12 protein-coding genes are annotated in these 11976 nt (G+C 68.8%); 6 read left to right on the top strand and 6 right to left on the bottom strand.

The annotated features are described in order from the left end of the window. Positions 1-18 precede the first annotated feature (18 nt). From G537_RS0108105 to G537_RS0108085, 5 genes are all read right to left on the bottom strand, one after another. Entirely contained in the window at positions 19-672 is a 654-nt protein-coding gene (locus G537_RS0108105) for a response regulator transcription factor (protein WP_081688679.1), read from the bottom strand. Positions 673-789: 117 nt separating this feature from the next. Further along, entirely contained in the window at positions 790-1527 is a 738-nt protein-coding gene (locus G537_RS0108100; RefSeq protein ID WP_026869689.1) for an SDR family NAD(P)-dependent oxidoreductase, read from the bottom strand. A 331-nt stretch (positions 1528-1858) separates the two neighbouring features. Beyond that, positions 1859-2881: a hydroxyacid dehydrogenase gene (locus G537_RS0108095; protein ID WP_026869688.1), complete on the bottom strand. Its 1023-nt coding sequence runs from the start codon at positions 2879-2881 to the stop codon at positions 1859-1861. A 185-nt stretch (positions 2882-3066) separates the two neighbouring features. Then, a complete protein-coding gene (locus tag G537_RS0108090; RefSeq protein ID WP_026869687.1) occupies positions 3067-3792 on the bottom strand; it encodes an SDR family oxidoreductase in 726 nt (241 codons plus the stop codon). Further along, entirely contained in the window at positions 3792-4844 is a 1053-nt protein-coding gene (locus G537_RS0108085) for a LacI family DNA-binding transcriptional regulator (protein WP_034851009.1), read from the bottom strand. Before G537_RS0108085 ends, G537_RS0108090 begins: the two co-directional genes overlap by 1 nt. 226 nt (positions 4845-5070) lie before the next feature. Here G537_RS0108085 and G537_RS0108080 point away from each other — a divergent pair, with 226 nt between their 5' ends. The 4 genes from G537_RS0108080 to G537_RS36960 are packed head-to-tail and all read left to right on the top strand — an operon-like array spanning position 5071 to position 9009. Continuing rightward, complete coding sequence (locus tag G537_RS0108080; RefSeq protein ID WP_162146092.1) at positions 5071-6378, top strand: ABC transporter substrate-binding protein; 1308 nt, start codon at positions 5071-5073, stop codon at positions 6376-6378. Next, positions 6375-7280 carry a carbohydrate ABC transporter permease gene (locus G537_RS0108075; RefSeq protein WP_026869684.1) on the top strand — a complete coding sequence of 302 codons (906 nt, stop codon included), beginning with the start codon at positions 6375-6377 and terminating at the stop codon, positions 7278-7280. Before G537_RS0108080 ends, G537_RS0108075 begins: the two co-directional genes overlap by 4 nt. A gap of 29 nt (positions 7281-7309) precedes the next feature. Further along, a complete protein-coding gene (locus G537_RS0108070; protein WP_051248223.1) occupies positions 7310-8176 on the top strand; it encodes a carbohydrate ABC transporter permease in 867 nt (288 codons plus the stop codon). A gap of 17 nt (positions 8177-8193) precedes the next feature. Continuing rightward, complete coding sequence (locus G537_RS36960; protein WP_051248155.1) at positions 8194-9009, top strand: sugar phosphate isomerase/epimerase family protein; 816 nt, start codon at positions 8194-8196, stop codon at positions 9007-9009. A gap of 64 nt (positions 9010-9073) precedes the next feature. On the opposite strand, the gene G537_RS36955 is transcribed toward G537_RS36960, so the two are convergent. Then, positions 9074-9391 carry a hypothetical protein gene (locus G537_RS36955; protein ID WP_051248153.1) on the bottom strand — a complete coding sequence of 106 codons (318 nt, stop codon included), beginning with the start codon at positions 9389-9391 and terminating at the stop codon, positions 9074-9076. Positions 9392-9687: 296 nt separating this feature from the next. Between G537_RS36955 and G537_RS0108055 the strand changes: the two genes are divergently transcribed. Both G537_RS0108055 and G537_RS0108050 read left to right on the top strand, forming a co-directional pair. After that, the gene (locus tag G537_RS0108055; protein WP_051248151.1) at positions 9688-10764 is read left to right on the top strand and encodes an ABC transporter substrate-binding protein; all 1077 of its coding nucleotides are present in this window, start codon (positions 9688-9690) and stop codon (positions 10762-10764) included. A 304-nt stretch (positions 10765-11068) separates the two neighbouring features. After that, positions 11069-11974, top strand: coding sequence for an ABC transporter permease (locus G537_RS0108050; protein ID WP_211230326.1), 906 nt, complete (start codon positions 11069-11071; stop codon positions 11972-11974). Positions 11975-11976 lie beyond the last annotated feature (2 nt).

Genomic DNA, 11976 nt, shown 5'->3' with positions numbered 1-11976 from the left:
GGGGGCCGCCGTCCCCCCTCACAGCGCGCGGCGGTACTTCTGGAACAGGATCACCGCCTGGGTGCGGCTGGAGACGCCGAGCTTCTGCAGCAGGCTGGAGACATGCGCCTTGACCGTGGTGATCTGGACGTCGATGGCGTAGGCGATCTGCTTGTTCAGGAGGCCCTCGGCCATCAGCTCCAGCACCTTGCGCTGCTGGTTGGTCAAGAGCTCGAACCGGCAGCGCACCGCCTCGTCCAGCGGCTCGTCCTCCTCCAGCTCGCCCGGGCCGATGGCGTCGAGCCCCTCGGACGGGGTGTAGCTGCCGCCGTCGAGGATGGTGGTGATGGCGGAGACGATGGCGTCGCGCGGCAGCGATTTCGGGATGTAGCCGACGGCGCCGGCATCGAAGCATTCGCGCATGACGAAGCTGTCGGCCAGGGCCGAGATCACCGCCACCGGCACGTCCGGCCGCCGGGTGCGCAGCGAGCGCACGCCCTTGACCCCGTTCATCCCCGGCATGCGCAGGTCGAGCAGGATCAGGTCGAGATCCATGACCGAGGTGATGCGCTCCACGGCCTCGCCGAAGCTGCCGCTCTCGAGCACGTCGACCTGGTCGTCGAGCGACTTGAGCGTGCCCGCCAGGGCCTCGCGGAACATCGGGTGATCGTCAGCGACCAGGACCGTGCGCATCGGCGACATCCTTGTCTCGGCTGCAAGTGAGGAATTGAACGCCGTGCGACTCGGCGGGTCAAGCAGGAAGGACACGGCATTGGTCCTTGGTCGTAAGCGGGGCGAGACCGGGCGGACTCAGAACCCGAGCCCGCCGTTGATCTGCAGGATTTCTCCGGCCAGGAAGGAGGCGCGGTCCGAGGCCAGGTAGAGCACCGCCTCGGCCACGTCCTCCGGCGTGCCTTCGCGGCGCAGCGGCGTCCGCTCCACCACCGCGGCGCGGCCCTGCGGCGTGTTGAAGACGTCGTGGAAGCGGGTGCCGATCAGCCCGGGGGCGACGCCGTTCACCCGGATGCCGAGCGGCCCGACCTCCTTGGCCAAGGCGCGGGTGTAGGTGGCGACCGCGCCCTTGGTCGCGGCGTAGTGCGCGGCGCCGGGGCCGCCGCCGTCGAAGGCCGCGAGCGACGACATGGTGACGATGGCGCCGGTGCGGCGCGGCTCCATCGACCGCAGCGCCGCCTGGCAGCACAGGAAGGTGCTGGTCAGATTGACCGCGATCGCCCGGTGCCACAGGTCGAGCGTCGTGTCGACGCAGCGGCTGCGCTGCAGCAGGCCGCCGGCATTGGCGAACAGCACGTCGAGCGGCCCGAGCTCGCGTTCGGTGCGGGCGAAGACCTCCGTCACCTCCTCCGGCCGGGTCAGGTCGGCCGGCAGGGCCAGGGCCTCCAGCTCCGCCGACAGCGCCTCGGCCTCGCTCCGGCTGGTGGCGTAGGTGAAGGCGACTCTGGCGCCGGCCCTGGCGAAGGCGCGGGTGGCGGCGGCGCCGATGCCCGAGGCACCGCCGGTGACGAGCACGACCTTGTCCTGGAAGCTCATGGGAATTCCTCTTGCTGGGGTTTCAGACCGACGAGCCCGCGATCGGGCACCTCCGTCCACAAGACAGACCGTGCGCGTACGTCCAGATTGCCTCTCCCGCTTGCGGGAGAGGTCGGAGACGCGAAGCGGCTCCGGGTGAGGGCTTTGCGGCGGAGATCACGAGGAGCGGGTGTCGCGGATCGTCCGCTCCTTCGCGGCGGAGCAGAGCTCTCGGCGAGGCCGGGATATCCCCTCACCCGGACATCCTTCGGATATCCGACCTCTCCCGCAAGCGGGAGAGGCATATTTTCTCCAATCGGGATGATAATGAATTCATCGGCGCCCACTGCAGTCACGCCATCGTCGCGAGCATTGCCGGGGTCACCGGGTGGCGCAGCGGTTCGCCGGCCAGGAAGCGGCAGATCTCGTCGACCGTGGTCGCCCCCTGGCGCTTGTGCGAGTCCTCGGTGTGGCCGGCGGCATGCGGCGAGAGCACCACGTTCGGCAGGGTGCGGAACGGGCTGTCGGCCGGCAGCGGCTCCTCGTCGAAGACGTCGAGCGCGGCGGTGAAGCGGCCGGTGCGCAAAGCGGCCAGCAGCGCCGCCTCGTCGACCAGGGCCGAGCGGGCGGTGTTGATGAACAGGCAGCCGTCGCGCAGCCGGGCCAGCTGCGTCGCGCCGATCATGTGCCGCGTCTCCGGCAGCACCGGCGCGTGCAGCGAGACGATGTCCGAGGCGCCCAGCAGGTCGTCGAGGCCGGCGCGCTCGACCCCGAGCTCCGCCGCCTTTTCGGCCGTGAGATAAGGGTCGGAGACGAGGATGCGGCAGCCGAAGGCCCGGAACAGCCGGATCACCAGCCGGCCGACATAGCCGGCGCCGACGATGCCGACCGTCTGCGCCGCGAGCAGCCGTCCGAGATGGCGCCGGCGCAGCTCGAGCCAGTCCTCGCCGGCCTTCATCCCGGAATCGTGCCGATGCGGCTCGCGCAGGATCGACAGGCTCTGGGCGATCACGAACTCGGCCACAGATTCCGCGATGTTCACCGCGGCGTGGGAGACCCGGATCCGGCCGCTTTCGATTGCCGCGGCGGGCACCAGGCGGCGGACGCTGCCGGCGGAATGGGCGACCAGCGCCAGCCCCGGCAGGGCCGCCAGCACGTCGTCGCCGATCGGCGGCGTGCCCCAGCCGGTCAGCGCCGCCACGGCGCCGTCGAGCAGCGCGGGAAGGGCCTCGGGGGTCAGCTCACCCGGCCCCGGCGCCCGCACCGAGGCGGCGGCCGCCAGCTTCTCCTCCGCCTCGGGCGGGATCATCTGCGACCGCATCTCCGGCGTCAGCAGCAGGGCCACCACCGGCCTCGACTGCGATCCTTCCGACATATCCGGTTCCTCCGATTGATACGAATGGCCCTCGAGATCGCTTCTTCAGTTCTTCCCTCGTCATGGCAAGGAGCGTAGCGACGTGGCCATCCAGGGGGCCGGTGCCGCTGGATGGCCACGCCCCTTCGGGGCTCGCCATGACGGATCAATGTTTCGAACCGGTGGCATGAGTCCTCAGCGGCCGGTCAGCTCCGGCTCGGCTGCAGCACGATCTCGGCGACATGGGCGCGCGGCGGCAGCGCCATGACGAACAGGCAGGCGGCGGCGACATCCTCCGGCTGCAGCGCCGCCCGCCGGGCCTCCGGCGGCACCGGCACCGGACGCTTGTCGAGCAGCGGCGTGTCGGTCATGCCGGGCAGGATCACGGTCAGGCGCAGGCCGTTCTCCCGCTCCTCCTCCATCACCGCATGGGACAGCGCCAGCACCCCGGCCTTGGCCGCCTGATAGGCGGCGCCGGAGCGGTCCGGCCTGCGTGCCGCGACCGAGGAGATATGGATGATCAGCCCCTGCTTGCGGCGGCGCATGCCGGGCAGCACCGCGCGGGTCAGGTTGAAGGCGGCGTTGAGGTTGACGTCGACCATGACGGACCAGCTGTCCGGCGTCAGCTCGCCGAACGCCCGGCGGACGATGTTGGTGCCGACCGAGTTGACCGCGATGTCGATGACCCCGGCATGCGGCGCCAGCGCCGTATCCAGCGCCGCCGCATCGGCGGCGTCCGCCGCGATCACCGCGGCCGGCCGGTCCGGCGCGATCTCTCGGATCTCCGCCGCCACCGACTCCAGCCGCGCCCGGTCACGGCCGAGGAGGAGCAGCGAGCCCCCTTCCCGCGCCGCGGCCAGCGCCGTCGCCCGGCCCATGCCGCCGCCGGCGCCGGCGACCAGGATCGTCCGTCCGGAAAGCACACCCGCCATCATCTGCCTCCGTCTCTGGGCGGCGCCGTCGAGGCCCGCACGACCAGCTGCGGCATGGCGCTGACATGCGCCTCCTGCCCCGCATCGGTGCCTTCCAGCACCCGGATCAGCGCCCCGACCGCCGCCTCCGCCATCGGCGCCAGGGGCTGGCGCACCGTGGTCAGCGCCGGATGCGCGATCGCCGCCAGGTCGATGTCGTCGAAGCCGACGATCGAGAGGTCGCCCGGGATCGCGGCGCCGAGGTCGCGGGCGCCGGCATAGGCGCCCATCGCATACATGTCGTTGACCGTGACCACAGCGGTCGGCGGGTCGTCGCGGCTGAGCAGCTCACGGATGCCGATGCGGCCGAGCTCCGGCCCCTCGGTGTCGCCATAGCCGCCGATGCCGGCGCCCTGCCAGACCAGGTCCGGGTCGAGCTGCAGCCCCGCCTTCGCCATCGCCGCCTTCAGCCCCTCGAGCCGGCCGACGCGGCTCGAGGTCCGGATCGGCCCCGACAGGAAGCCGATGCGGCGGTGGCCGAGGCCGATCACGTGCTGCCCGGCCAGCCGGGCGCCGAGCTCGTTGTCGACGCCGACGCTGCAGGCCACCACCTCCTCCGCCCCCTGGCCCTTGCGGTCGAAGGCGGCGACCACCAGGCCGCGCTTGGTCAGATGGGCGATGTGGTCGAAGGAGAGCGGCGAGGAGCTGAAGATGACCCCGCGCACGCCGGAAGCGAGCAGCGTCTCGGCGTAGCGGGCCTCGAGCTGCGGGTCGCGCTCGGCGTTGCAGAACAGCACCTTGTAGCCGAGGGCGGTGGCCGCGCGCTCGACCTTGTGCGCCAGCGCGCCCCAGAACGGGTTGGCGACCGATGGGACGATCAGCCCGATGGTCCGGTTGCGGCCGGATTTGAACTGCTGGGCCAGCGCGTTCGGGGTGTAGCCGAGCGCCTCGATCGCCCGCAGCACCCGCGCCCGGGTCTCGGCCTGCATGCGGTCGTGCCGGCCGTTCAGCACGTTCGACACCGTGCTGGCCGAGACGCCCGCCGCCCGCGCCACGTCGAGAATGCTCGCCACGATCCCTTGAGCCTGTTCAGTACAACGTTTTATCACGAATAGCGCCGGCCCGGCGCCGCTGTCAAACGGCCGATCGGCAGATCAGATGAAAGCTGCGAAAAGTCTCCGTGTTGACTCGCTTGACGATGTTGGTGTTACGTTGCACCAACCGGGTATCAACAGGCATCAACGAGCCGGTCATGGCGAGGGCGCGGCAAGCGCCCCGCCGCTCAGGGGAGGACCCGACATGTCCAGGAGACTCGATTCCAGGAGATTTGGCCGACGCGACGCCCTCCGGCACGGCGGTGCGCTGCTGGGCGGGATGGCGCTGGCCGGCGTGGCGCCCCGCGCCTTCGCCCAGGCCCCGGCCCGCATCCGCTTCGGCGGCTATGTGGAGTCGCAGGAGCAGCTGAAGCAGACGCTGGCGACGCTGAAGGCCTATACCGACCGCAACCCGGGTGTGGAGATCGTCCCGGAATTCACCAACTTCGGCGCCTTCACCGACAAGCTGGCGACCGAGGCGGCGGGCGGCAACGCGCCCGACATGTTCAGCGTCAATGTCGACCTTCTGGGCGAATACGCCCGGCGCGGCGTGCTGACGCCGCTGAACCCGTGGATCCCCAAGCCGCTCGACCTGTCCGACTATGTCGACGGGGCGATCAAGGCCGGCACGTTGAAGGGCGAGCTGTTCGCCGTGCCGAACGACTGCATCGCGCCGGCGATCACGCTGAAGCCCGCGGTGTTCGAGGAGACCGGCGTGCCCCTGCCCGACCAGATGTGGACCTGGGAGCAGATGGCCGAGACGGCCGTGGCGATCAGCAAGGAGAAGGGCCCGCGCTTCTGGGGGCTGGAGGATGCGGGGGCGAACTACATCCCCTGCGACATCTTCATGCGCAGCCGCGGCAAGTCGATGTTCACGCCGGAGCGGCAGTTCGGCTTCGACCGCGAGGACATGGCCGAATGGTTCGCCTACTGGGCCCGGCTGCGCGACGCCGGCGGCGTCCCGCCCGGCGAGATCCAGGCGCTGGCGACCGGCGACGACCTGGCCCTGACCGGCCTGATCTCCGGCCGCGCCGCGATGTTCCCGTCGCTGACCGACAACTTCGCCGGGCTGCAGGCGCTGACCGAGGACCCGCTGGAGCTGCACATGCTGCCGAACGGCTTCCAGGGCGGGACGCTGACCCAGCACCACTACACCTATGCCGGCAACTCCACCGGGCTGTGGTCGAAGTCGCCGCACCAGGACCGGATGGTCGACATCATCCGCTTCATGCATTTCGAGCCGGCGGGGATCGAGCTGTACTACCGCGGCAGCGGCATGGTGCCGGCGTCGAAGTCCGGGCGGGCGGCGCTGGCGAAGGAGGGCACCGATTCCGACCGCAAGATCCTGGCCTATATCGACCTCTTGCAGCAGAACCCGGCGGCGCCGCGCTACCCGGGCGTGACCGGGATGACGAACATGCTGCGCCGCGCCAATGAGGCGGTGGCCTTCGGCAAGATGACGCCGCAGCAGGCCGCCGACCAGTTCATCGGCGAAGCCAAGGCGCGGCTGTGAGGCGGCGGGGCGTCGGCACCACGGCGGAGCAGAACGGCGCCGCCTTCCTGTTCCTGGCGCCGTGGATCCTCGGCGCCCTATGCCTGACGCTGGGGCCGATCCTGGCGTCGCTGTACCTGTCCTTCACCAGCTACGACCTGTTCAACCCGCCGGTCTGGGCCGGGCTGCACAACTACCAGCGGCTGCTGTTCGAGGACCCGCGCTACCTGCAGGCGGTCAAGGTCACCTTCCACTACGTGTTCCTGTCGGTGCCGCTGAAGCTGGCCTTCGCCCTGGCCGTGGCGGTGATGCTGAACCGCGGCCTCGCCGGGCTCGGGATCTATCGCGCGGTCTACTACCTGCCGTCGCTCCTGGGCGGCAGCGTCGCCGTCGCCATCATGTGGCGGCAGATCTTCAGCTATGACGGGCTGATCAACCACGTGCTGCTGTGGTTCGGCATCGACGGGCCCAGCTGGATCTCGAACCCGGAGACGGCGCTCTACACCCTGGTCAGCCTGGCGGTGTGGCAGTTCGGGTCGCCGATGATCATCTTCCTGGCCGGCCTCAAGCAGATCCCGCAGGATCTGTACGACGCGGCGGCGGTGGACGGCGCCGGCCCCGTCACAAGGTTCCTGCGGATCACCCTGCCGCTGCTGACCCCGATCATCTTCTTCAATTTCGTGATGCAGATGATCGGCGCGTTCCAGGCCTTCACCCCCTCTTTCATCATCAGCAACGGCACCGGCGGGCCGGCGGATTCGACGCTGTTCTACACGCTCTACCTCTACGAGCAGGGCTTCACCCATTTCCAGATGGGCTACGCCTCGGCCATGGCCTGGATCCTGGTCGGCATCATCGCGACGGCGACCGCGGTGGCCTTCCTGTCCGCCCGCTGGTGGGTGCATTACGGGGACGAGCGATGACGGCGGCGCCGGCGCGGGACGAGGGGCGGATGGCGACCGGATCGCAGGGCCTGCCCTTCTGGCTGGCCGATGTGCGGCCGAAGCGGATCCTGGCGCATCTGGCGCTGATCGCCGGCGCCGTGGTGATGATCTACCCGCTGCTGTGGCTGGCCAGCAGTTCGGTCAAGCCGTCGACGCTGATCTTCTCCGACCCCGGCCTGTGGCCGGCCAGGCTGCGGCCGCAGAACTACGCCGACGGCTGGCGCGGCGCCGCCCTGCCCTTCAGCGTGTTCTTCGGCAACTCCTTCCTGATCTCGGCCCTCGCCGTGGTCGGCAACGTCATGGCCTGCAGCCTGGTGGCCTACGCCTTCGCCCGGCTGAACTTCCGGTTCAAGCGCACGCTGTTCGCGCTGATGCTGGGCACGATCATGCTGCCGCTGCACGCGACGCTGATCCCGCAATACATCCTGTTCCTCAAGCTGGGCTGGGTGAACACGATCCTGCCGCTGGTGGTGCCGAAGTTCCTGGCCGCCGACGCCTTCTTCATCTTCCTGATGGTGCAGTTCATCCGCGGCATCCCGCGCGAGCTGGACGAGGCGGCGGCGATCGACGGCGCCGGGCCGTTCCGGATCTACCGGTCGATCATCCTGCCGCTGATGAGCCCGGCGCTGGTGACGACCGCGATCTTCTCCTTCATCTGGACCTATGAGGATTTCCTGACGCCGCTGGTCTATCTGACCGACATGGCGTCCTACACCGTGCCGCAGGGGCTGCGGCTGTTCATGGCCGCGACCGGCGTCTCCGCCTGGGGGCCGATGCTGGCGATGTCGCTGCTGTCGCTGGTGCCGCTGTTCGTCCTGTTCCTCGTCTTCCAGCGCCGGCTGATCGAGGGCATCGCCACCACCGGCCTGAAATGACAGCCTTCGGAGGAGAGATGACCACCGTCCTGACCGTGTTCACCAAGCCCTGGACGGGCCCGCTGCCGCAGCTGGCCGACACGGTGGCGGAGCTGGGCCTGCAGGGGGTGGAGCTGCCGGTGCGCCCCGGCTATCAGGTGACGCCGGAGACGGTGGCGACCGGGCTGCCGGCCGCCGCGCGCATCCTCGCGGAACGCGGTCTTCAGATCCGCAGCGTCGCCGGACCGATCGACGAGGCCACGATCGCCGCCTGCGGCGAGGCCGGGGTGCCGATGATCCGCATCTGCGTGGCGGTCGACATGGCGATCGGCTTTCGCGCCACGGTCGAGGCGTACCGCCGGCAGTTCGACGCGCTGATCCCGGCCCTGGAGCGGTACGGCGTGGCCATCGGCATCCAGAACCATTCCGGCCTGCAGATCGGCAGCGCCGCGGGCGTGCTGTACCTGATCGAGCCCTACGACCCGAAGCATGTCTGCGCCGTGCTGGACATGGCGCATTGCAGCGTGGCGGGCGAGCCGACGGCGCTCGCGGTCGACATCCTGGCCGACCGGCTGCGCCTGGCCAACTTCAAGAGCGCCTATCAGCGCCGGATCACCGCGCCGGAGGAGGAGGCGGCCTACAAGGTGCACTGGACCACGCATCAGCACGCCGCCTATTCCTGGCGCGACTTCGTGCAGGCGCTGCGGAAGATCGGCTACAGCGGCGCTTACTGTCTGCCCGCCGAATACAGCCACCCGAGCGGCCAAGGCCAGCGCATGGGCGACGAGGTGCTGCCGTTCCTGAGGGGGGATGTCGCGCATCTGAAGGGGTTGCTGAGGGAGGTGGCGGGCTAGAGGGGGTGAAAATCGGACACTTGGTACCTGATGCGCGATACCGCGCCCGACCCGTTGCCCGCGTTCAGTTCGGCGTCTCAGGGTGGACCGCGGCGTTGAGAAGTCGGCGCTTCATAAGCTGAATCCACTCGTTATCCGAGTGTGAAAGGCAGGTCGGAATTGGCCAACCCGGGGCTGACTCGATGATGAGCATCAAAGTCCACGCCAGACCAAAGAAGTCATCATTCCCGAACAGCCGGCAGAGAACAATTGCCTCTGCATTAGAGATGGGCTTCTGTACCTCTTGAATGAGACGCTGGTACTTACCCACCTGCTCCGGATCGACCGAATCGGAAGCAGGCATCGGCCCGAGCTTCGCCAGTTCTTCTATCTGCTTTCTCATGAGCATCCTCACGGCTGCCGGTAGGAAGCTACTATTGGGCCTGGTCGCCGCAGCTTCGGGAAGGGCACCGCAATCCATGGCATGGTCGAGAATCTACGGCATGTCGAGAGGGTAGAAGCCCAACCTATCTGGCCGGACGAGGGACTTCCGCTTTCTGCCCGGCTTGCGGCTTCGGTTCAAACGTCACATCTTCACCACCGGGAGACCGGCCACCGTCTTCCAACGCAATTTGACACCCCTCTCCCCCTGCGCTAGCGTTGTTTGTGTACAAACAATAACCGCCGGGGAGCACCTTCATGTCCGTCACACTCAATCGGCGCCGCTTCGGCGCCCTGCTCGGGGCCGGGGCGCTGGCCGGCGTTACCGGGCTGCCGCTGCGCCGGGCGCGGGCGGCGGAGACCATCTATGTCCTGAACTGGCAGGGCTACGGCACCGACGAGGCCTGGGCGCTGAAGGCCTTCGCCGAGAAGACCGGCATCGAGGTCAAGCACGACTACTTCAACTCCGAAGAGGAGATGCTGACCAAGCTGCGCACCAACCCCGGCACCTATGACGTGGTGCTGATCAACAGCGCCCGCACCCTGCAGGCCCAGGCCGAGGACCTGCTGGAGCCGATCGATCTGGCCAAGGTGGCCAACGCCGCCGACCTGGCGCCGGCGCTGCGCGACCACGCGAACTTCCACAAGGACGGCAAGACCTACGGCGTCGCCTGGCTGTGGGGCATCAACGCGCTGGGCCTGCGCCGCGACAAGGTGAAGGCCGACAGCCTGTCGGTGCTGACCGACCCGGCTTACGCCGGCCGCGTCGCCCTGTTCGACGACGCCGTCACCGCGATCGGCATCGGCGCGCTGATGACCGGGCAGGACATCAACGCGCCGAAGGACATGGATGCCGTCGCCGCCAAGCTGAAGGAGCTGAAGCCCGGCGTGAAGCTGCTGTGGTCCAGCGAGGACCAGTGGAACAAGGCCTTCGCCGCCGGCGAGTTCGACGTGTCGATCTACTGGTCGGGCGCGGCGGTGCGGTCGCAGCGCAACTTCAAGCTGCCGGTCGATTTCGTGGTGCCGAAGGAAGGCGGCATCGGCTGGATCGACGGGCTGTCGGTGCCGGCCACCAGCACGAAGAAGGAGGCGGCGCTGGCCTTTATCAATTATATGATCGACCCCGGCTTCTACGACTACTGGGCCACCCATATCGGCGCCCCGGCCTCGGCCAACGCCAAGGCCATGGCGGCGCTGCCGGCCGACGACCTGAACAAGCAGATCCACAAGCAGGAATATCTGTCGCAGCTGCAGTTCATGTCGCCGCTCTCCGACGACCAGCGCACCGCCTTCTCCGACCTGTGGCAGGAGACGAAGGCGTTCTACGCGGGATAGGCTTGGCTCGCTGTGTTGCCTCTCCCGCTTGCGAGCGCCTCTTTCAATACCGTCATTGCGAGCGCAGCGAAGCAATCCAGGGGCCAGTACGAGCCGCCCTGGATTGCTTCGTCGGCTGCGCCTCCTCGCAATGACGATGGGGAGTGAGAGGCAGGGTTCGCTTCATTCCTGTCGTGCCCGGGCTTGACCCGGGCATCCAGGGGCCGCCAGTACGGTCGTTGATAGCCTCTGGATCACCGGATCAAGCCCGGTGATGACAAGAAGGGGATGGGAGGAGAGTAAGGTTGCAGCAAGGGATGAGCAGATGACCGAGCTGGCGGCAACCAATGCGCCCGCCGTGGCGCCGGCTGCGCCGGAAAGGCGCGGCCGGCTGGCCACGGCGGGGCTGCTGCTGCCGGCCTATGGCTGGCTGACGCTGGCGATCTTCCTGCCGCTGCTGATGATGCTGGGCTTCAGCTTCCTGAAAGTCGCCCCCTTCGGCGGCCGGGCCATCGTCTGGACCCTCGACAACTACCTGGCCTTCCTGAAGCGGCCCTATCTGCGCGACGTCGCCTGGACCTCGCTGTCGATCGGGATCTGGACCACGCTGATCTGCGCCGCGATCGGGCTGCCGGCGGCGCTGGCCCTGGCCCGCTCCACCTTCGGCCGCACCCGGCAGGCGCTGTTCCTGCTGATCATCCTGCCGTTCTGGACCAACGGCCTCGTCCGCGTCTTCTCCTGGACCATGGTGCTGCGCGACGGGGGGCTGATCGACGGCCTCTACCACTGGATCGTGCCGGACGCGGCGCCGCTGGGGCTGCTCTACTCCTACCCCGCCATCATCGTCGGGCTGGTGCACGCCTACCTGCCCTACATGATCCTGACCTGCTACCTGTCGCTGGTCGCGATCGACGACCAGATCCTGGAGGCGGCGCGCAGCCTGGGCGCCCGGGCGCCGGTGGTGTTCTGGAAGATCATCCTGCCGCTGGCGACGCCGGGGCTGATCTCGGGCTCGGTCCTGATCTTCGTGCCGGTGATCGGCAGCTTCATGGAGCCGCGCATCCTGGGCGGCAGGGTCGGCGTCACCATGGGCACGGTGATCGAGGACCAGTTCACCCAGGCCTTCAACTGGCCGCTGGGCGCCGCCCTGTCCTTCACCATGCTGGCGATCGTGCTGGCGATCTTCGCCCTGGCCTCGCCGGTGCTGAAGCGGCATGGAGCGCGGGCATGACG

It is taken from the genome of Inquilinus limosus DSM 16000 (assembly GCF_000423185.1).
Taxonomy (GTDB): domain Bacteria; phylum Pseudomonadota; class Alphaproteobacteria; order DSM-16000; family Inquilinaceae; genus Inquilinus; species Inquilinus limosus.
The sequence above is the reverse complement of the archived record's forward strand: the minus strand, read 5'-3'. Positions and strand labels throughout refer to the sequence as shown.